The organism is Streptomyces sp. NPDC052107 (genome assembly GCF_040680215.1).
Taxonomy (GTDB): Bacteria; Actinomycetota; Actinomycetes; order Streptomycetales; family Streptomycetaceae; genus Streptomyces.
On sequence record NZ_JBFAWG010000027.1, the window covers coordinates 63554 to 84082 of the forward strand.

A 20529-nucleotide genomic window follows, 5' to 3' on the forward strand; every position below is an offset into this window, starting at 1 on the left:
AATCGATATCGATGTATGGGGAAAACCCGCGATGCGTTCTGCCGGTATTGGCCCCGTATGGGCGGAGATGGAGTCAGTTCTCCTTCGAGCGCGCGTAATGCCGGGACGCCTTCGCGCGGTTGCCGCACGCGGCCATCGAGCACCAGCGGCGGGTGCCGTTCCGGGACGTGTCGAGGAAGTGCAGGATGCAGGTGCCGCCGGCGCAGGTCCGGATGCGCTCCGGGGCCCGGGTGATCAGCTCCAGGTAGTTCCGGGCGGCCAGCCAGGCCGGCCCCCACGAAGGATCGGCGAACTCCGGCTCCTCGGCGGGGCCGTCGGGGGTCAGCCGGACCCGGATCCGCCCGTGCTCCAGTACGGCGTCCATCAGCGGCGCGGCCTGGGCCGGTGTCCCGTCCACCGCCGCCTTGAGCGCCTCGCGCGCCTCGCGCAGATGCTCCAGCACCTCCGCGTCGGCCGCGTGATCCCCGGCCAGCCCGTTGCTCGCGAGCCACACCGCCAGGCCCTCGGTGCCGTCGAGCAGGTCCTGGGTGACGCCTTCCCGGTTCCACCGGGTGTTGAGCAGGTCGAGCGCGAGGGGCTCGCCGGTGAGCGGGCGGGGGTCGTGGGCGATGGACATCGGGCACTCCTTCTCGGCTAACCAGTAAAGAGTACGTGACCGGTTGACGACCCTGCCTCTAACCGTCTAGCTTGAGGTACAACGGTTAGGTACCTCGAAGGGAAGAGCCATGACCCCGCGCATCGCGCACACCGGCCTGAACGTCACCGACCTCGACCGCTCGCTCGCCTTCTACCGCGACCTCCTCGGCTTCGCCGTGCTCGCCGAGGGCAAGGAGGACGACCAGCGCTGGGCGATGCTGGGGGAGACCGGCGGCGCCCCGCTCGTCACCCTCTGGCAGCAGGCACAGGGCTCCTGCGACAGCGGCCGCCCCGGGCTGCACCACCTCGCCTTCACGGTCGACTCGATCGACCGCGTCCGGGAGTACGAGACCGCGCTGCGGGCCGCCGGAGCGGACTTCGCCTACGACGGCGTGGTCGCCCACCGCGAGGGCGGGACCTCGGGCGGGATCTTCTTCCACGACCCGGACGGCATCCGCCTGGAGATCGCCGCCCCCCTCGGCCCCGACGGCGCCCCGGCCCCCCACTCGGACGCCCCGACCTGCGGTTTCTTCTAGCCGTGAGCACCTATCACGCGGGCTCGCTCGCCGTGCAGGAACTGCTCGGCGTCCGCGACCGCGCCGACCACGTGGGCCGCTCCCTAGGCCAGGACATCAAGCCGGTCGCGGCGGCCTTCCTGGAAGTCCAGCCCCTGCTGGTGGTGGGGGCGGCGGACCCGGGGACGGGGAGGGTGTGGGCATCCGCCCTCACGGGCAGTCCCGGGTTCGTGCGGGCGACGGGCCCGAGGCAGATGTCGGTGGTCACTGGCGCCGGGCATGGATCTGACGGGCGGCAGAAAAGCCAACCCAAAGGGGCGCGGGGCTGTGTTCGATCTGCGGCTGCCGCCGCGTGGGCGCGAGCAACCACAAGCGACCCGCACCCGCACGACGACATCAGCGACCCACTCACCGCGGCGCTGAAAAGTCATGGCACCCGTATCGGCACCATCGCCCTGGACCCCCGCACCCGCCGCCGCATGCGCCTCAACGGCCGGCTGCGACCGACACCCCGCGGCTTCGCCGTAGAGGCCGACCAGGTCTTCTCCAACTGCCCCAAATACATCCAGCGCAGGAACTCGTACGAGACACTCGCCGACCGCGAGCCGGGCAGCCCTCACAGGCTGACCGAACTCGACCCGCAGGCAACGGAGTTCATCCGCTCGGCCGACACCTTCTTCCTGGCCACCGTCCACCCCGGCGGAGCCGACGTCAGCCACCGCGGCGGCAACCCCGGTTTCGTCCAGGTCACCTCACCACACGAACTGACCTGGTCCGACTACCCCGGCAACGCCATGTTCCTCACCCTCGGCAATCTGCGCAGCGACCCCCGCGCCGGACTGCTCTTCCTCGACTGGACCACCGGCACGACCCTCCAGCTCACCGGCGAGGCCCGCGCCGAGTTCACGGCGGCCGGCGAGCGCGACGTCCGCTTCACCCTCACCGAGGCCCGGTGGACCCCGGCCGCCCTGCCGCTGCGTTGGTCCGCTCCGGAATACTCACCGGCGAATCCGGACATCGCGCGTTAACGTCCGTCCATGCGACGGAACTTGAGGGTGGCGGCCTACGCCGTGTGCGTGCGCGACGGACGGATCCTGCTGGCCCGCTCACCCGGGCCCGGCGGAACTCCCGAGTGGGTGCTGCCGGGTGGCGGCATGGAGCACGGCGAGGACCCGTACGACACCGCCCGCCGCGAGGTCATGGAGGAGACCGGTTACCGCGTCCGGGTGACCGGTCTCCTCGGCGTGGACTCGCACCGGCTGACCCTGCGCCGGCGCCGCCACCACCGACGTCGTACCGACCACCACGCCCTGCGTCTCATCTACGAAGGAGAGGTCGTCGGCGGTGAACTGCGGTACGAGATCGACGGATCGACTGATTTCGCCGCATGGCAGGATCTTTCGGTTGTACCGGACCTGAACCGGGTGCCCCTGGTCGACACCGCGCTGCGGCTCTGGCGGGAACGCCCCGCGAACGGACATCTCACCGCCGAGACCCCTCCCGTACCCCAGGAGATGAACGAGGAGTAACCGCCCCCCGGCCGCCCGCAATCCACTCCATGACCGCGACCGGTACCCCGTGATCCACGTACGGTGATCGGCGCTGCGCGTTGCCGCCGCGTTCACACGCAGGTCATCCCCGGTGCCAACGATCCAGAGCGAGCGGGTTGTTCGCGTGAGCGACGACCCGCGACCACTGCCGACGCGTTCGCACTCGGGGAGATCGCGCCAATGTCGCGCATACGCTCTGTCGCCGCCTCCGCCCTGGAGGTCAACCGCCGTACCGTCCTCGCCGCCGCCGGAGCGGTCTCGCTCTCCGCGGGCGTCGGCTACGCCCTCCGCCCCACCGACAGCCAGGCCGCCACCACCACCGCCGCGGCGCCGGTCGCCCACTCCCGGCAGGCCCCCGCGGCGGCCCCGCTCGTCCCCTACACCAAGGGCACGACCCTCGCCTCCGTGGCCGCGCCGCGCAACAGCTCCGGCTACCGGCGGCTCGGCGACGGCCCCGGCTGGGGGCGGGTGGTGCGCAGCGAGCTGGCCACGCCCAAGTCCGGCCGGGCGGGACGCCGTACGACCCTCGCCGCGTTCGTGCAGTTCACCGACCTGCATCTGCAGGACGTCCAGCACCCGCTGCGCCTTGAGTACCTGCGCTCCCACGACGTGCACGCCTGGCGTCCGCACGAGGCGCTCACCGTGCCCGGCGCCGTCTCGCTCGTCGAGCGGGTCAACGCGCTGCGGGGCGCCCCCGTCACCGGTGCCCCGCTCCACTTCGTCATGACCACCGGCGACAACACCGACAACAACGCCCACTCCGAACTGGAGTGGTTCATGAAGGTGATGAGCGGCGGGCGCATCACCCCGAACTCCGGTGACGCCAAGCACTACGAGGGCGTGCAGAACAGCGGTCTGAAGCTGTACTGGCAGCCCGACTCCACCCTCCGCGACGGCGACAAGGCGCTCGGCTTCCCGCAGCTCAAGGGCTTCCTGGCCGCCGCGATCCGCGAGGTGCGGAGCCCCGGCCTGAAGCTGCCCTGGTTCTCGACCGTCGGCAACCACGACGCCCTCCCGCTCGGCTGCTACGGCTCCCACGGCGACCCCTACCTCGCCGAGGCGGCCATCGGCGGCAAGAAGCTGTTCAGCGTGTCCGACGCCGACGCCCAGAAGCTCCAGGACGCCATCAAGAACGCCACGGACCCCAAGGGCACCGGCTACCGGGACTTCCTCAAGGCCCACGCCCGCTCGATGCGTTCGGTCACGCCGGACGAGAAGCGCGCCCCCTACACCCAGGCCGACTACCTCAAGGCCCACCTCGACCCGGCCTACCAGGGGCACGGGCCGGCCGGGCACGGCTACTCCTCGGCGAACCTCGACGCGGGCACCCAGTACTACGCCTTCCGCATCTCAGACGACGTCATCGGCATCAGCCTCGACACCACCGACGCCGGCGGCCACTACGAGGGCTCCATCGGCACCGCCCAGCTGAACTGGCTGGACAAGACGCTGAAGGACAACAAGGACTCCTACGCCGTCGTCTTCAGCCACCACACCAGCAAGTCGATGGACAACACCCGCCCCGACCCGGCCCGCCCCGGTGAGAAGCGGCACAGCGGCGCCGAGGTGATCTCGCTCCTGTCCGCCCACGCGGGCGTCCTGGCCTGGGTGAACGGCCACATCCACAAGAACGTCATCACCCCGCACCAGGCCTCCGGCGGCCGTTCCTTCTGGGAGATCTCCACCGCCTCGCACGTCGACTACCCCCACCTGGCCCGGATCATCGAGCTGGTGGACAACAAGGACGGCACGATCTCCCTGTTCACCACCCTGATCGAGTCCGCGGCCCCGCACCGCACCGACTTCGCCGACCTCTCCCAGACCGGCCTCGCCGCCCTCTACCGCGAGCTGGCCTTCAACGCCCCCGGCGCCAACAAGACCCTCGCGGGCACCGCGGCCGACCGGAACACGGAGCTGGTGCTGAAGAAGGGCTGAATGCCACTCAACTGGCCTAGCGACAAGCAACCTTCGCGCATACGACACCGGTTTGTTCCCCCGACCGCACCGAACAGCACAGGTTGGGGGAAGACATGCGCGTACGCACGACCCTGGTGGCCGCCACGGCCGTACTCCTCTCGGCGGCCCTGGCGGCTCCGGCCGCAGCGGCGTCCGAGGGCCACGGACACGCCGCCACCCGCAAGGCCGTCGAGGCCGAGATCCAGGTCGGCGTGCCCGGGGTGACCGCCACCGCGAAGGACACCCACGGCACCTGGTCCACCACCGCCGGCGTGGGCGACCTCCGCACGGGCACGCCGCGCTCCACCGCCGACCGGTACCGCGTCGGCAGCATCACCAAGACCTTCGTCGCCACCGTCCTGCTCCAGCTGGAGGCGGAGGGCCGGCTGTCGCTGGACGACACGGTGGAGAAGTGGCTGCCGGGCGTCGTCCAGGGGCACGGCCACGACGGCCGGCACATCACCGTACGGCAGCTGCTGAACCACACCAGCGGCATCTACAACTACACCGAGGACGAGGACTTCGGCCGCGCCTACCTCACCGAGGAGGGCTTCTCCCGGCACCGCTACGACACGCTCACCCCGCGCGAGCTGGTGGCCGTCGCGATGCGCCACAAGCCGGACTTCGCGCCGGGCACGTCCTGGAGTTACTCCAACACCAACTACGTGCTGGCCGGAATGGTGATCGAGAAGGTGACGGGACGCTCGTACGCCACCGAGATCACCCGGCGCATCATCGGCCCGCTGCACCTGAGGGCCACCTCCCTGCCCGGGACGAAGGTCACCGTGCCGCATCCGAGCAGCCGGGCGTACTCGAAATTCACCGACCCGAAGGGCCCGACGTACGACGTGACGACCCTGAATCCGTCCCTGGCCACCGCGGCCGGTGAAATGATCTCGGATTCCGCCGATCTCGACCGTTTCTACGGCGCCCTGCTCGGCGGAAAGATCCTTCCGTCGCACCAGCTGAAGGAAATGAAGACCACGGTCGAGATCAAGGACTCCCCCGCTCCGGGACGCTATGGCCTCGGCCTCATGGAAACCCCGCTGAGCTGCGGCGTTGATGTGTGGGGCCATGACGGCGGCATCCACGGCTCGATCTCGATGGCGATCACGACCCAGGACGGCCGGCATTCCCTCGCCCTCAATTTCAACGGGGACTGGGCCGGCGACGGGCGCGCGGTGGCCGAAGCGGAATTCTGTTAGCCACCGTTTCATCCGCGTCATTCCGTGTTAACGCGGACGCAATGTCCGTACCGCCTCATATCGGCTAACCCGCTTTGGACGGGGATGGCTCGATCTTCTCGATCATTTATGCAAGGCGGGTGGTCGCGTGCGTGCGAGGCACGGACTGCGTGTGCTGTCGGTCTACGAGGGCTTCTTCTCCGGAGGAGCCCGGATCGTGCACAGCGACGTCGTACTGGGACTAGCCGAGGGCGGCCAGTCCCACCAGGTACTCAGCATCCATGGCGAGGTCCATCGCGAGGCCACCCGGCAGCGCATGGAGGACGACCACTGCTACCGGGCGCTGACCGCCGGCGGGGTAGGCGTCACCTCGCTCGGCCGCAGCGCGGGCCTGGTGGACGGCTCGCTCGCGGCGAACGTTTTCAGCGGGCCCGAGCTGGCCGAAACGGCCCGGTCGATGGCCGGGGCGGATGTGATCCTCTCCCTGAAGGAGCAGCCGCTGGCCCTGCTCAACCAGGGCGGCCTGCCCCGCCGCCCGGTGGTGGTCTGTCTGCACCGCTCCGACCCGGAGAACCAGGGCCCCGCCCTGGAGGAGCTGAAGGCCGCCATCGCCGACGGCACGGTGGCCGCGTGCGTGTGCTGCGCCGAGTCCACCCGGGCCGCCTACGAGGCCGCCGGCATCCCCGGCCGGCTGCTGCACGTCATCCCCAACGGCGTCGACCTGCTCCGCTTCCGCCCGGACCCGGCCGCACGGCTCGCCCTGCGCGCCTCCCTCGGGATCGCGGACCGGGCGCCGGTGGTCGTCTTCGCGGCCCGGTACGCCGCGATGAAGAACGTCCCCCTGCTGCTCCGGGCGGCCCGCGCCTGGCTGGCCCGGAAGGGCGGCGGGCACGTGCTGATGTGCGGTGCCGGGATGACCCCCGGCAACGCCGGGCTGCGCGCGGACCTCGCCGACGCCTTCGCGGACGCGCCGTCCCTGACCGACCGCGTTCACCTGCTCGGCGTACGGCACGACATGCCGGCCGTGTACGCCGCCGCCGACGTCGTCGCCCTGACCTCCGTCTCCGGCGAGGCGGCGCCGCTGTGCCTGATCGAGGGCATGATGTGCGGCGCGGTCCCGGTGACGACCGACGTCGGCGACAGCGCGTCGATCGTCGAGGGCCTCGGCTTCGTCACCCCGCCGGACCCGGGCGCGATCGCCCTGGCCTGGTCCGCCGCGGCCGCCGGCCGTACGGACCTGGCCCCGACTCTGGAGGCCGCCCGGGAGCGCTTCAGCCGCACCCGCATGATCGCGGCCTACGCCACCCTGCTCGACGAGGTGTACGCCTCACACGTCGGTGGGCAGCGGGTCGTGGCGCAGCACGCTGTAGGCGACGCCGTCGCGCCACCGGCCGTCCCGGAAGACGATGCCCCGCAGTACGCCCTCGCGGGTGAACCCGGCCTTCTCCAGGGCCCGTTGCTCGGCGATGTTCTCGGCCTCGGTGTCGGCCTCGATGCGCATCACGGGGGTGTGGGCGAAGAGGTAGCGGACGAGCTGTAGCTGGGCCCGGGTGCCGATGCCCCGGCCGCGGGCGTCGGGCAGCAGCTGGGCGCCCATGTTCCAGCAGTGGGTGGAGGCCGAGACCACGACCTTCCGCCAGGCGACGAACCCCAGTGGCTCGGTTCCGGCCGTGACGATCAACTGGCCGCCGTCCTCACCGAGGAGCCGGTTCTCCGTCCAGCGCTGCCGGAACCGCCGCGGGTCGGCGTACCCGTACCACTGGAAGGGCCCCGCCGTCTCGGGCTCGCTGAGGAAGCGTTCCAGCAGGGGCAGATCGTCCTCACGGACGGGCCGCAGGGACACGGGATCGGCGGACATGGAGGACTTCTGCCCCTGGGACGGATGTGCCAATCCGCGCCCGGCGGGGTTCAGGAGGCCCGGTCGAGGACCGGGAGGTAGCCGAGGTTCTGCCCGGGGGCCGTGGGGTGGTACGACTCGGTGGGGGCCAGCACGTCGACGCTGTGCAGCCAGGGGCTCCGGGAGCAGATCTCGTGGCCGGCGAAGGCGGCCCTGACGTCGGCGAAGGTGTACCCGTGGGCGGCGGCGCGGCGGGCGATCAGCGCGTCGAGGTGGTCCACACCGTCGTTGATGGCGGCGCGCGCGCTGTCCTGGAGGCCGATTTCGCAGACGCCTCTGAGGTGGTACAGGTGCGGATAGCCGAGCACCACGACGTGGGCGGTGGGAGCCCGGTCCCTGATGGCCGAGAAGAGCCGGTCCAGGCTGTCCCCGAGGGACCGGTCCATGGTGGCGCGGGCGCCGGCGACGGCCGACAGGCAGCGGCTGGTGCCGCCCAGTGCGCAGGTCGCCATGACGCCGACGAAGCCCGCGTCGCTGCCGCCGACGGTGAGGGTGACCAGCCTGGTGCCGGCGCCGAGTGTGCCGAGCTGGCCGGACAGGACGTCGCTCGTGCGGGCGTGGTTGCACGCGGCGAAGGCGAAGGTCGCCACCTTGTGCGCCGAGGCCCACAGGACCGGGTACGCCCGGCCGCTGCGCCTGCAGTTCGTGCCGGTGGGGAGGTAGTCGCCGGCACCGAGCCCGGCGGAGTAGGAGTCACCGAGGGCCACGTACCCCGGGCCCGCTTTCAGCGGCGCCGCCTGTGCCGTCCCGGGGGCGGCGACGAGGCAGGCGGCGAGCAGGAGGGCCGACGAGCACGCGGCTGTCCGGGTGTGTCGCATACCTCTCATCTTTCGTGGTCCGGACGGCGCCGCCCGCGAGGCTCCTCCGTTCGGGTGAGAACGCAGCGTCACCCGGGGACCGTGACCACGAGGAGGGGCCACCGGAATCGGCCCGGTGGCCCCTCCTCTCCCCTCCTGGCGCCCCTCCGGTCCGTCACTACCGGGGAAGCACCACGACATACGCGGCCGGGTCACGGTCCGCCGAGGCCATCAGGGCCGTGCGGATCACCGCCGCCTGCTGCTCCATCGCGTCCCTGAGCTTCTTCGGTGTGGTGTACACGACCGTGATCCCGAGGCGTTCCAGGTGCTCCCGCTTGCGGGCGTACTCCGAACACAGCGCGTCGTCGTCCTGCCGATGGCCTTGCCGGGGCGCCCGGGTGTCCAGCTCCAGCGCCACCGCCTGCTCGGGCCAGTACGCGTCCAGGCCGCCGAGGTGCGGCCCGCCGGGCAGCCGCAGGTCGACGTTCCAGACCGGGTCGGGCAGGCCGTACTCGCCGACCATCCGGTACAGGCGGGCCTCGGCGATCGAGCGGCCCTCCGCCACGAGCGCGTCCACCGCGTCCACCACGTGCGGGCGGTTGAGCAGCTTCGCGTTGGTCAACTCACGTACGACCGCGGCCGGTTCGCAGTGGCGGCCGCGCACCGCCTCGGTCAGCAGCCGCCGTACCGCCTGCGCGTCCGTCAGCTCCGCCACCGCGTCCGCCAGCGCCCGTGGCACCGGTGCCACCGGCAGGCCCGTCACAGCGTTGGGCGTGGGCAGGGCGGGGGTGCGCAGGATGCGGACACAGCCCGTGGAGCGCACTCGGCGCAGGCGGGGGACCAGGACGTCGACGTGGTCGAGGGAGAGCAGCGGCGGGGTGGCGGAGAAGCCGTGGAGGGTGAGGGCCGCGAGGCCCGTGATCATCGCGTCGGCGTAGACCGGGTGGTGCGGCTCCTCGGCCGTCGGCTGGGCCGGGACGCCGGGCGCGGACTCACGGGCCGCGTACAGCAGCGCCCCGTGCAGACGCTCCTGGCTCGTCGGGGGGCCGGGGTGGAGGAGGACCACGTTCGGCAGCAGCAGCTGCCAGGGTCCGCCGGGGCGGCACTGCTCGGTCAGCTCGGCCGCGGTCACTCCGTGGGCGCGGAGCTGGGCCGCCGTCAGGACGCGGCGGTGGACCTCGGAGAGGTGGCGGAGGGGGCGGGGGGAGAGCGGGGTGTTGTGCGTCATGGCGTCGGGATTCCCGCGCCCGGTCCCACCTTTAACCGCTGTTACACGGCCGTCGAAGAATGCGGACAAGAGGGGACTAAAGGTCAGGTGTTCGGATGCCGAGTAGGGACGGGAAACCCCTGGTCCGATCGGGTGCGGACCAGGGGTTACGGTTCACATTGACCGAATTCCGTAACGGTCACCGGCGGGCCAAGCTCAGGCCAAAGGTCAGTCGCCGGCCGCCGTCGCGTCGCACTCCTGTGCGCGCAGCGCCCGCGCCAGGTCGTCCCGCGCCTCCAGCACCAGCCGGCGCAGCGCCGGCGCCGCGTCCCGCTGCTCCTCCAGCCACGCGTCCGTCGCCCGCAGCGTCTCCGGCCGGTCCTGCAGCGCCGGGAACAGACCCCGTACGACGTCCATGCCGATCTGGATCGACCGCTCCCGCCACACCCGCTCGATCGCGGCGAAGTACTTCTCCGCGTACGGCGCCGTCAGCTCCCGCTGCGAGGGCTGGCCGAAACCCGCGATGGTCGCCTCCACCAGCGCGTTCGACAGCGCGTCGGACTCCACCACCTGCGCCCACGCCTGCGCCTTGACCGCCGCCGACGGGCGGGCCGCCAGGCAGCGGACCTGGTGGCGCTTGCCGGACGCCGTGTCGTCGCGGGCCAGTTCGGCCGCCAGCACGGACTCGTCGGCCACACCGTGCGCCACCAGCGGTTCCAGGAACGCCCAGCGCAGCTCCTGGTCCACCTCCAGGCCGTCGACCGCCGTCGTCCCGTCCAGCAGGTCCTTCAGCAGCTTCAGGTCCGGCTCCGCGGAGGCCACGATCGCGTAGAACCGCGCCCAGGCCAGCTGGTGCTCGCTGCCCGGCTCGGCCCCCCGCAGCTCCCGCAGCGCACCCTCGGCCAGCAGGTCACCGCCGGTCTCCCGCCACTCGGGCGCCGCATAGTGCACCAGCGCCGAGTTCGCCCACGCGTGCAGCATCTGCAGCACCCCGATGTCGGACTCCCGGCCCGCGAAGCGCAGCACCAGACCGACGAAGTCCCGCGCCGGCAGCAGCGCGTCCCGGGTCATGTTCCACAGCGCCGACCAGCACAGCGCACGGGCCAGCGGATCGGTCAGCGCGCCCAGGTGCTCCTTGAGCGTCGCCAGCGAGGTGTCGTCGAAGCGGATCTTGCAGTACGTCAGGTCGTCGTCGTTGACCAGGACCAGATCCGGGGCCTCGGCGCCCGCCAGGTCCGCGACGACCGTGCGCGGGCCCTCCACATCCGTCTCCACGCGCGCGTACCGCTCCAGCGCACCCTCGGGCGTGCGCCGGTACAGGCCCACCGCGATCCGGTGCGGACGCTCCTCGGGATGCGACTCCGGCGCCTCCTGCACCACCGCCAGCTCGGCCACCCTGCCCTCGGTGTCCAGCAGCACCTGCGGCGTCAGCGAGTTGACCCCGGCCGTCTGCAGCCACGAACGCGCCCACGCCGACATGTCCCGGCCGCTGGTCTCGCCCAGCGCCGACAGCAGGTCGCCGAGGCGGGTGTTGCCGTACGCGTGCCGCTTGAAGTAGCGGCGGGCGCCCTCCAGGAACGCGTCCTGGCCGACGTACGCCACCAGCTGCTTGAGCACCGAGGCGCCCTTGGCGTAGGTGATGCCGTCGAAGTTCAGCTTGGCGTCCTCCAGGTCATGGATGTCCGCCGTGATCGGATGCGTCGACGGCAGCTGGTCCGCGCGGTAGGCCCAGGCCTTGCGGCGGTTGGCGAAGGTGATCCAGGCGTCGGTGAAGCGGGTCGCGCCGACGTTGGCGAACGTGCCCATGAAGTCCGCGAAGGACTCCTTCAGCCACAGGTCGTCCCACCACTCCATGGTGACCAGGTCGCCGAACCACATGTGCGCCATCTCGTGCAGGACGACGTTGGCCCGCGCCTCGTACGACGCCTGCGTCACCTTGCCGCGGAAGATGTACTCCTCGCGGAAGGTCACCAGACCCGGGTTCTCCATCGCGCCCAGGTTGTACTCGGGCACGAACGCCTGGTCGTACTTCCCGAACGGGTACGGGTAGTCGAAGTGGTCGTGGAAGAAGTCCAGGCCCTGCTTGGTGACCAGGAACACGTCGTCGGCGTCGAAGTGCGGGGCGAGCCCCTTGCGGCACATCGTGCCGAGCGGGATCTCCAGCTTGGTCCCGTCCTGGAACACCCGCTCGTAGGAATCCGTCACATAGTGGTACGGCCCCGCCACCACGCACGTGATGTACGTCGAGATAGGCTTGGTCTCCGCGAACCGCCAGACGCCGTCGGCCGGTTCGCCCGCGCCGTTGCTCCACACCGTCCAGCCCTCCGGCGCCCGCACCTCGAAGCGGTAGGGCGCCTTGAGGTCCGGCTGCTCGAAGTTGGCGAACACCCGGCGGGCGTCGGCCGGCTCGTACTGGGTGTAGAGGTAGACCTCGCCGTCCTCGGGGTCGACGAAGCGGTGCATGCCCTCGCCGGTGCGCGAGTAGGCGCACAGCGCGTCCACCACCATCTCGTTCTCCGCGGCCAGGTCCTCCAGCAGGATCCGCGAGCCGTCGAAGACCTGGCCAGGGTCCAGGTCCCGGCCGTTGAGCGACACCGAGGTCACGCTCGGCGCGATCAGATCGGCGAAGCTGGACGCCCCCGGCTCGTTGCAGCGGAAGCGGATCGTGGTCACCGAGCGGAACGTGCGCGGCTCGCCCCCGCCGTCACCGACCGCGGACCTGAGGTCCAGGGACACGTCGTACCCGTCTACGGACAGCAGGGCGGCCCGCTCCCGGGCCTCGTCACGGGACAGATTCTCACCGGGCACGGCGGCACTCCCTTGTGATCGCGTGGATGAGGCTGAACAGGACCGATCCTGCCATGTGCCCCTGACAGGGGTCAGCAGGGAATGCGGGTCGCGAGGACGTCGTTGAGCTTGAAAAGACCTTTTCGCTGAGGAGAAGCATGTCCGAGACCGCGACCTCGACCGCGCCCGGCAAGACCCCCGTCGACTTCTGGTTCGACCCGCTGTGCCCCTGGGCCTGGATGACCTCCCGCTGGGTGCTGGAGGTGGAGAAGGTCCGGGACATCGAGGTCCGCTGGCACATCATGAGCCTCGCCGTCCTCAACGAGAACAAGCTGGACGAGCTGCCCGAGGAGTACCGGGAGATGCTCGCGACCAAGGCCTGGCAGCCGATCCGCGTGGTCACCGCTGCCTGGCAGAAGCACGGCGACGACATCCTCGGCCCGCTGTACACCGCGCTCGGCACCCGCATCCACAACGACGGCGAGGGCCCGACCCTGGAGGCCATCGCCGGCGCCCTCGCGGACGTCGGCCTGCCCGCCGACCTCATCGACTACGCCGAGCAGCAGGACTTCGAGTACGACGCCGAGCTGCGCGCCTCCCACAAGGAGGGCATCGAGAAGGTCGGCCAGGACGTCGGCACCCCCGTCATCGCGGTGCCCGGCCCCGACGGCGAGCAGATCGCCTTCTTCGGTCCGGTCGTCACCCCCGCCCCGAAGGGCGAGGAGGCGGCCCGCCTGTGGGACGGCACCCTTGCCGTGGCCTCGGTGCCGGGCTTCTACGAGATCAAGCGGACCCGTACCAAGGGGCCGGACTTCAGCAACCTGTAAGGCGCGGTGAGCGGGCCCGGTCAGCTCCGGGCCCGTTCCACCCTTCCGCCCCCTCCAGGTGCTCCTCGCACCGTTCCTCGGCAGCGAGCGGGAGTGAGCCCACGCCCCGACGGTCTTGGGCGCACTGGTCGTCCGCTTTCGCAGCCGGGCGGCGACGCGGATCCTGTCCGTGGTCCGATCTGGAAGGGCGGAGCCCCTGACGACCTGGCCATATGGGTGAGGCCAGAGGCGACGGGGAAGCCCGGAACCATCTCGCAGGTGGAGCAGGGTCCCCGCACGCCGACACCACACCCGGCGTCCCGGATCGCATGATCACCGTAGCCCGAACGGCCCGGGCCACCGCAAGTCCGGAAGCATGCGATCACACGATCGCGTGATGAACCCCCCGGCCCGCACGGTCACGCCCTCTGGCGAGCCACGCTCACCGGAGGGCGCGAAGTACGGCAGCACCCGCACCTCGAACGAGCCGGGCGGAGCCTCGGCCGGCAGGGCGTCCAGCTCCTGATGCCGGGCGCCCGTCGTGGCCGGCACCCAGTCCAGGGCCGCCGTATCGACCATCGCGGGCATCGCGCGCAGCCAGTGGCCCGGCCGGTCGGTGGAGATGTACAGCCCGGCCGGTTCGTCCGCGAGATCCGGCTGGCCGAGGGCGGCCGTGATCAGCGGCGGCAGGACGAAGTGGTCGCCGGCGGCCAGCACACGCACGCGGGAGGGGCGTCACAGGGATTCACGCTCCTTCGGATCCGTGGCGCACACCTCGTGGCGCACCTTGTGCTCGTCCAGGTCGCGCAGCGCCTGAGGCGAGGCGCCGTCGTCCACCAACAGCAGGTCGAAGCGGGAGAGCGGGGCCACCCGGTGCAGCGCGACCCGGCTCAGCTTGGTGTGGTCGACCAGCAGCACATTGCGGGCGGCCGCGTCGAGCATCGCCCGCTTCACCGAGACGATGTGCTGCTCCTGGTGGTAGGCGTAGCCGCCGTGCACCCCGGACGTCGACAGGAAACCGACGTCCACGCGCAGCTGCTCGACCGCCTCCACGCAGGACACCCCGAGAAAGGAGGAGTGCAGCGGGTCGTAGTCGCCGCCCAGCGCCATCAGATGGATGCCGCGCTGCCCGGCGAGGAGATTGATCGCCTCCAGGAAGTTGGTGACGACCGTGAGCGGGGTGATCTCGCCGAGCCGCAGCCGGCGGGCCATCTCCAGGACGGTGGTGGAGTCGTCGAGCAGGATCGCCATGCCGGGCTCGACGTGCCGCATGGCACGGGCGGCGAGCGCGGCCTTCTGCGGGCGCATGGTCTTCAGCCGGTACTGCACGTTCGACTCGAACACCCCGGACGGCTGCGCGGTCACCCCGCCCCGGAACTTCCGTACGATCCCCTGCCGTTCGAGCTCGTCGAGGTCCCGGTGGATGGTCATCAGGCTCACCCCGAACCGCTCGGCCAGCTCGGCCGCGGTCGCAGAGCCTTCGGCGAGGACGAGTTCGGCCATGGCCGTCTGCCGGGCCGCAGGCCCCTGCGGGGAGTGTGCGCTGCTGTTGCTCATCCTGTCTCTGTCCGCCGTCCCGGTCGCTCGGCCCGGTCGTCGTACGAGGCCCGCCCGCCGGCGTCGCGGTGGGGACGGGCCGGGTTGACAGGGGGAGTCGACTCGACAACAGAGGGTGTAACGACACAGGAAGGCCGTCAATCCCTTGTGCACGGGGAAAACAGGGGGAAATCTCAGTGAGGAGTGGGAACTTCACGGGAGCGTTCGCGATGTGCGGAGGTTCGGATGGCGGTGGCGTGGCTCGGGATCGACCTCGGTACCCAAGGGGTGCGGGCACTGCTCGTGACGGCCGACGGCACGGTCCTCGGCAGCGGTGCCGCACCCCTGGTGCGCGGGCGGCGGGACGGGGTGCGGCACGAGCAGGACCCGGGGGAGTGGTGGGACGTGGTGTGCGCGGCCTGCCGGAAGGCGCTCGGCGGGGCGCGGGCGGAGGTGGCCGGGCTCGCGGTGTGCGGGACCTCCGGGACCGTGCTGCTCACGGACGACACGGGACACCCGGCCGGCCCCGCGCTCATGTACGACGACGGGCGCGCGCCCGCCGACGTGGGCCGGCTGCGCTCGGCGGGCCTCGCCGTGCAGGACAGCTGGGCCCTGCCGAAGGCGCGCTGGCTCGTCGGCCGGTACGGCGCCGGACGGATCGCGCACCAGCCGGACGTGATCACCGCACGGCTGACCGGCGGGCGCGTCCCGGCCGATTCCAGCCACGCCCTGAAGACCGCGTACGACGTCGAGCGCGACCGCTGGCCCGACCTCACCGGGCTCCCGGCCGGCGCCCTCCCGGCCGGCGCCCTCCCGGACGTCGTACCGCCCGGCACCCGGCTCGGTGAGGTCTGCGCGGCCGCCGCCGACGCCACCGGCATCCCCGCCGGCACCCCGGTCGTCGCGGGCATGACCGACGGCTGCGCGGCCCAGATCGCCGCCGGCGCGCTGCGCGAGGGCGCGTGGAACTCGGTGCTCGGCACCACGCTGGTGCTCAAGGGGGCGAGCGCCGAGCCGGTACGGGATCCGGCCGGCGTGGTCTACAACCACCGCGCACCGGACGGCACCTGGCTGCCCGGCGGCGCCTCCAGCGTCGGCGCCGGCATCCTCACCGCCCGCTTCCCGGCCGCCGATCCGGCCGCCCTGGACGGCCGCGCGGCCGCGTACGAGCCCTCGGGTGCCGTCGCCTACCCGCTGGTCTCACCCGGCGAACGCTTCCCCTTCCGCGCCCCACAGGCCACCGCGCTCCTGCTCGGAGACCCGGAGTCGGACGCCGACCTGTGGGCGGCCCTCCTGCAGGGCGTGGCCTTCGCCGAACGCCTCTGCCTGGACTACCTCCACCACCTCGGCGCCCGCGTGGACGGCCCCCTCACCTTCACCGGAGGCGCGGCCCGCAGCGCCTACTGGACCCAGTTGCGCGCGGACGTCCTGGGCCGCCCGGTCCGCGTCCCCGAGCGGCCGGAACCCGCTCTGGGCATGGCGGCGCTGGCCGCGTACGGCACGGGGGCGGGACCCCGCCTCGCCGCCGTCGCCGAGTCGATGGCCCGCGTGGATACGACGGTCGAGCCGCGCCCCGGCCGCACGGCGCGGTTCGCCGAGCCGTACGCACGGCTGGTGGGGGAACTGGAGCTGCGCGGGTGGCTGCCGGGGGAAGTGGCGGCGCATGCGCTGGCCCGGCTGGACCGGTGATCACGTGGGCATCGACTTCGGGATCGGTACGCCCGGCCTGAGGAAGAACAGTCCGGCGATGGCACCGGACTTGTCGAAGCTCACGCGGAACTCGCCCTCGCTCTTGGCCATGCGCAAGGGCACGCTCACCACCGTGAACCGGCCGGACTTGACGTCCTTGGGTTTCTGGTGCGACTTGTAGTGCCCGAACTCGTTCTGGTAGTGCGTCCACGAGTCCTTGAGGCCCTCCGGCGGCAGGTGCTTGCGCATGTCCGCGTCGAAGTGGGCGGTGGCGGCCTTGTAGTCGCCCTTGACGATGTCGTCGAGCGTCTGCAGGGCGATCGTGTCGATCTTGGTCGCGGCCTGTGCGGAACCGGCGGCCGGCAACGGAGCGGATGCGGCCAGGGCGAGCGTGGCCGCTGCCCGGAGCAGTCGCCGCCCGCCGCCGCGTGCGTTGTCTTTGTCGGACATGCGTTCATCGTGCGCCACTCGCCGACGCCTCGCATGCCGGACGGTCACCACCAGGGCTTTCGGCCCGCAGCGAGCCCGCGGGGATACTGCCGCCCATGACCCCCGCCACCCTGCTCCTCGCCCGCCACGGACAGACCGTGTGGCATGCCGAGAACCGGTATGCCGGAGTCAGCGATGTGGCGCTCACCGACACCGGGTACGCCCAGGCAGAGGCGCTGGGAAGGTGGGCCGCCGCGCATCCGGTGGACGCCGTCCGGACCTCGCCGCTGTCCCGGGCGATCGCCACGGCCGACCCCGCCTGCCGGGCCCTGGGTCTCACCCTGCGGCGCGAACCCGACCTGCGGGAATGCGACTTCGGGGTGGTGGAGGGCCGTACGCTCGCCGAGTTCGCGGCGGAGAACCCGAAGGCGGCGGACGCGTTTTGCGCCGACCCGGTGGCGCACCCCTTCCCCGGCGCCGAGGACCCCCGCGCGGCGGCCGGGCGCGGGAGCGCCGCCCTGCGCCGCATCGCCGCCGCCCACCCCGGCGGGCGGGTCCTGGTCGTCGCGCACAACACCCTGCTGCGGCTGGTGCTGTGCTCACTGCTCGGCGTTCCACTCGCCGAATACCGCCGCGTCCTGCCGAAGTTGCGCAACGCGGCGGTGAGCGAGATCCGAGTCGACGGCGAGCACACCGCGCTGCTCTCGCTGAACGTGCCCTGCGCGTAAGGGGAAGGCGTCGAAGACGGCGGTCGGGGTGGCGCCCTTCAGCGGCGGATCACGCGCCGGGACGGGGAGCTCGCAGGTGCCGACGCTGCGCCAGCTCCTCGTCGTCGACCAGGGTGAGCATGGGCTGTCCCGGCTCGCACAGCATGGTGATGAGGAAACGGCTCACGGACTGTCGCACGTGGGCGGTTCCGGGCTCACACGACTTGCTTCGCAGGGAGGACAAAGCACGGCACGCTTCCGTGACAGGGGTGCGCTTTCTCCGTCGTACGGAGAGCACCGTCGCACCGACGGTCCCGCGACCACCGTCCCTCCTGCCCGTGGCCGCCACAATCCGGGAGCCGGACCCGGTGCAGCGCAACGGGAAGGCCCCCGCGTGTCGCACGCGGGGGCCTTCTCGGCGTGGGGGCGTCAGCGCTTGGCGCGGAGCCGCTGCCAGAGGTAGCCCACGACCGCCAGGACCAGGGTCATGCCGCCGGTGGAGCAGAGCTGGACGCGGGTGTCCGGCTCGCGGGCCATCAGGACGAAGATCGCGACCATGCCGGCCAGAGCGGCCCAGGTCAGCCACGGGAACGCCCACATGCGCACGACCAGCTTCTCGGGGGCCTCGCGCTCGATACGGCGGCGCAGCAGGAGCTGGGAGACGGCGATGAAGATCCAGACGACCAGGATGACCGCGCCGATCATGTTCAGCAGCCACGGGAAGACGTCGTTCGGGCGCCAGTAGCTGAGCAGCACACAGGCGAACCCGAAGAAGCAGGAGGTGAGGACCGCGATCCGGGGGACCCCGCCGGACAGCTTGACCAGTGCCTTCGGGCCCTGGCCGCGCTCGACCAGCGAGTAGGCGATGCGCGAGGAGCCGTAGATGTTGGCGTTCATCGCGGACAGCAGGGCGACCAGGACGACGACGTTCATCAGCCGGCCCGCACCGGGGATGCCGAGGTGGTCGAGCGTGGCGACGTACGGACCCTTCTCCAGGACCTCGCTGGAGTTCCAGGGGACCAGGGTGACGACGACCGCCATCGAGCCGATGTAGAACAGGGCGATGCGCCACATGGCCGTGCGGACGGCGGACGCCACGCCCTTGACCGGGTTCTCGGACTCGGCGGCCGCGATGGTGACCGTCTCCAGCCCGCCGTAGGCGAAGACGGAGGCGAGCAGGCCGACCAGCAGTCCCTGGTTGCCGTGCGGCATGAAGTCGCTGAGGTTGGCGGCGCCGGGGGAGTCCGTGCCGGGGAGCACACCGGCGATGGCCAGCACGCCGAGGATCAGGAACAGGCTGATCGCGCCGACCTTCAGCGCGGCGAACCAGAACTCGAACTCGCCGAAGTTCTTCACGGCGGCCAGGTTCGCCCCGCAGAACACCACCATGAACAGGGCCACCCACATCCACTGCGGGGTGCCCGGCAGCCAGCCCTGCACGATGTTCGCGGCGCCGATGCCCTCCAGGCCGACGGCCGTGCACAGCAGCACCCAGAACGACCAGCCGGCGGCGAAGCCCGCCCAGGGGCCGATCGCCCGCTCGGCGTGCGCGGAGAAGGAGCCCGACGACGGGTGGGCGGCCGACATCTCGCCCAGCATCCGCATCACCAGCGTCACCAGCAGGCCGGAGAGCGTGTAGGCGATGACGATGGACGGACCGGCGGCGGCGATGCCCGCGCCGGAGCCGACGAACAGACCCGCGCCGATCACCCCGCCCAGGGCGATCATCGACAGATGGCGCTGCTTGAGGCCGTGGGAGAGGGAGACGGCCTGTTCCTGCGGTGGGGTCTCCGTGGTGGTGCTGGTGGGCATGGGCGCGGCTCTCCCGGGCAAAGGCAATGGGCGGGCAAAAACCCCGTCAGTCTGGGCGGCCCGTCCGCTCAGACGAAGGGGCCGCCCAGTATCCGGACACCCTCTGTACGGAGGGTGAGAATCCAGTTACGCCGCGACCGGCGTGTAGTGCGAGGCGTCGCCCTCGATCGAATAGCTCTCCTTGCCCTCGATGCCGACCGGGACGTCACCGGCGACGGTCACCCGGTGCAGCCGGCGCGGCCGTCCGTCGTAGTTGTCGATGGCGTAGTGCTGGGTGATCCGGTTGTCGAAGAGGACGAGTTCGTTCTCCGCCCAGCGGTGGCGCAGGATGTTCTCCGGACGGGTGACGTACGCCTGGAACAGGTCCAGGATCCTGCGGGACTCGCCGACGGACAGGCCGACGATCCGCTGCGCGAACCCGCCGACGAACAGCCCGCGCTCTCCGGTCAGCGGGTGGACCCGGACCACCGGGTGGGCGGTGCGGTACGTGATGGAGGTGAACTGGGCGCGCTGGGCGGCCTTCTCCTCGTCGATCTCCTCGTCCGGCACGGCGTAGTCGTAGTCGTTGGTGTGCTCGGCCCACAGGGTGTCGGCGAGGCGGCGCAGCGGCTCGGGCAGGTCCCGGTAGGCGGCGGCCGCGTTGGCGATCAGGGTCTCGCCGCCGTACGGCGGGACGGTGATCGAGCGCAGGGTGCTGGCCTGCGGCGGGTTGAGGACGAAGGTGACGTCGGTGTGCCAGTGGTTGGCGCGGCCCCGCTCGCTGTCCACGGGCAGCACGTTCGGGGCGCCGTCGACCGCGCCGACCGTCGGGTGGGCGGTGGTCAGATCACCGAAGTGGCGGGCGAAGGCCTGCTGGCCCGCGTCGTCCAGACCGCCCGCGTCGAAGACGAGCGCCTTGTGGACGTTCAGGGCCTCGCGGATCGCGGCGACCTCCTCCGGGGCGAGGGGCTTGGTGATGTCGACGCCGGAGACGCGGGCGCCGATGCGTGCGGTGACCTTGGTGATGTCGAGGGACATGTGC

At 71.6% G+C, this 20529-nt stretch carries 17 protein-coding genes and 3 pseudogenes; 9 read left to right on the forward strand and 11 right to left on the reverse strand.

Annotated elements, in window-relative coordinates:
- Nucleotides 1–73 precede the first annotated feature (73 nt).
- Nucleotides 74–616 (reverse strand): CGNR zinc finger domain-containing protein, encoded by a 543-nt coding sequence (locus AB0M27_RS26245; protein WP_365724667.1) that lies wholly within the window; start codon nucleotides 614–616, stop codon nucleotides 74–76.
- Nucleotides 617–725: 109 nt separating this feature from the next.
- Here AB0M27_RS26245 and AB0M27_RS26250 point away from each other — a divergent pair, with 109 nt between their 5' ends.
- From AB0M27_RS26250 to AB0M27_RS26275, 6 genes are all read left to right on the forward strand, one after another.
- Nucleotides 726–1172: a VOC family protein gene (locus AB0M27_RS26250; RefSeq protein ID WP_365724669.1), complete on the forward strand. Its 447-nt coding sequence runs from the start codon at nucleotides 726–728 to the stop codon at nucleotides 1170–1172.
- A 2-nt stretch (nucleotides 1173–1174) separates the two neighbouring features.
- On the forward strand, nucleotides 1175–2179 hold the full coding sequence (locus tag AB0M27_RS26255) for a pyridoxamine 5'-phosphate oxidase family protein (protein ID WP_365724671.1): 1005 nt from the start codon (nucleotides 1175–1177) through the stop codon (nucleotides 2177–2179).
- 9 nt (nucleotides 2180–2188) lie between these two features.
- The gene (locus tag AB0M27_RS26260) at nucleotides 2189–2680 is read left to right on the forward strand and encodes an NUDIX hydrolase (protein ID WP_365724673.1); all 492 of its coding nucleotides are present in this window, start codon (nucleotides 2189–2191) and stop codon (nucleotides 2678–2680) included.
- A gap of 201 nt (nucleotides 2681–2881) precedes the next feature.
- Complete coding sequence (locus AB0M27_RS26265; RefSeq protein ID WP_365724675.1) at nucleotides 2882–4636, forward strand: TIGR03767 family metallophosphoesterase; 1755 nt, start codon at nucleotides 2882–2884, stop codon at nucleotides 4634–4636.
- 95 nt (nucleotides 4637–4731) lie between these two features.
- Nucleotides 4732–5862: a serine hydrolase domain-containing protein gene (locus AB0M27_RS26270; RefSeq protein ID WP_365724677.1), complete on the forward strand. Its 1131-nt coding sequence runs from the start codon at nucleotides 4732–4734 to the stop codon at nucleotides 5860–5862.
- Nucleotides 5863–6013: 151 nt separating this feature from the next.
- Nucleotides 6014–7381 carry a glycosyltransferase gene (locus AB0M27_RS26275; protein WP_365724718.1) on the forward strand — a complete coding sequence of 456 codons (1368 nt, stop codon included), beginning with the start codon at nucleotides 6014–6016 and terminating at the stop codon, nucleotides 7379–7381.
- Here the strand turns inward: AB0M27_RS26275 and AB0M27_RS26280 are convergent.
- The 4 genes and pseudogenes from AB0M27_RS26280 to pepN all read right to left on the reverse strand — a co-directional run.
- Nucleotides 7331–7699: pseudogene (locus AB0M27_RS26280) on the reverse strand (GNAT family N-acetyltransferase); the annotation flags it as partial. The gene AB0M27_RS26275 and the pseudogene AB0M27_RS26280 overlap by 51 nt on opposite strands.
- Before the next feature lie 50 nt (nucleotides 7700–7749).
- A complete protein-coding gene (locus tag AB0M27_RS26285; protein WP_365724679.1) occupies nucleotides 7750–8556 on the reverse strand; it encodes an SGNH/GDSL hydrolase family protein in 807 nt (268 codons plus the stop codon).
- A gap of 157 nt (nucleotides 8557–8713) precedes the next feature.
- On the reverse strand, nucleotides 8714–9763 hold the full coding sequence (locus AB0M27_RS26290; RefSeq protein ID WP_365724681.1) for a hypothetical protein: 1050 nt from the start codon (nucleotides 9761–9763) through the stop codon (nucleotides 8714–8716).
- 207 nt (nucleotides 9764–9970) lie between these two features.
- Entirely contained in the window at nucleotides 9971–12550 is a 2580-nt protein-coding gene (gene pepN / locus AB0M27_RS26295; protein ID WP_365724684.1) for an aminopeptidase N, read from the reverse strand.
- 137 nt (nucleotides 12551–12687) lie between these two features.
- Here pepN and AB0M27_RS26300 point away from each other — a divergent pair, with 137 nt between their 5' ends.
- A complete protein-coding gene (locus AB0M27_RS26300; protein WP_365724686.1) occupies nucleotides 12688–13356 on the forward strand; it encodes a DsbA family protein in 669 nt (222 codons plus the stop codon).
- Nucleotides 13357–13773: 417 nt separating this feature from the next.
- On the opposite strand, the pseudogene AB0M27_RS26305 reads toward AB0M27_RS26300, so the two are convergent.
- Together AB0M27_RS26305 and AB0M27_RS26310 are read right to left on the reverse strand one after the other, a co-directional pair.
- Nucleotides 13774–13989, reverse strand: a pseudogene (locus tag AB0M27_RS26305) (carbohydrate kinase); the annotation flags it as partial.
- A gap of 81 nt (nucleotides 13990–14070) precedes the next feature.
- Entirely contained in the window at nucleotides 14071–14892 is an 822-nt protein-coding gene (locus AB0M27_RS26310) for a DeoR/GlpR family DNA-binding transcription regulator (protein ID WP_365724687.1), read from the reverse strand.
- A 225-nt stretch (nucleotides 14893–15117) separates the two neighbouring features.
- Here AB0M27_RS26310 and AB0M27_RS26315 point away from each other — a divergent pair, with 225 nt between their 5' ends.
- On the forward strand, nucleotides 15118–16560 hold the full coding sequence (locus tag AB0M27_RS26315; protein ID WP_365724689.1) for an FGGY-family carbohydrate kinase: 1443 nt from the start codon (nucleotides 15118–15120) through the stop codon (nucleotides 16558–16560).
- On the opposite strand, the gene AB0M27_RS26320 is transcribed toward AB0M27_RS26315, so the two are convergent.
- Complete coding sequence (locus AB0M27_RS26320; protein WP_365724691.1) at nucleotides 16561–17010, reverse strand: DUF3887 domain-containing protein; 450 nt, start codon at nucleotides 17008–17010, stop codon at nucleotides 16561–16563. It abuts the gene before it with no gap.
- A gap of 95 nt (nucleotides 17011–17105) precedes the next feature.
- On the opposite strand from AB0M27_RS26320, the gene AB0M27_RS26325 reads away from it, so the two are divergent.
- Nucleotides 17106–17717 (forward strand): histidine phosphatase family protein, encoded by a 612-nt coding sequence (locus tag AB0M27_RS26325; protein ID WP_365724693.1) that lies wholly within the window; start codon nucleotides 17106–17108, stop codon nucleotides 17715–17717.
- Nucleotides 17718–17766: 49 nt separating this feature from the next.
- Here AB0M27_RS26325 and AB0M27_RS26330 read toward each other — a convergent pair.
- The 3 genes and pseudogenes from AB0M27_RS26330 to AB0M27_RS26340 all read right to left on the reverse strand — a co-directional run.
- Nucleotides 17767–17886 (reverse strand): annotated as a pseudogene (locus tag AB0M27_RS26330) (cupin); the annotation flags it as partial.
- A gap of 239 nt (nucleotides 17887–18125) precedes the next feature.
- Complete coding sequence (locus AB0M27_RS26335) at nucleotides 18126–19508, reverse strand: amino acid permease (RefSeq protein WP_365724695.1); 1383 nt, start codon at nucleotides 19506–19508, stop codon at nucleotides 18126–18128.
- A gap of 126 nt (nucleotides 19509–19634) precedes the next feature.
- Nucleotides 19635–20525: a TauD/TfdA family dioxygenase gene (locus AB0M27_RS26340; RefSeq protein ID WP_365724696.1), complete on the reverse strand. Its 891-nt coding sequence runs from the start codon at nucleotides 20523–20525 to the stop codon at nucleotides 19635–19637.
- Between the last annotated feature and the right edge of the window lie 4 nt (nucleotides 20526–20529).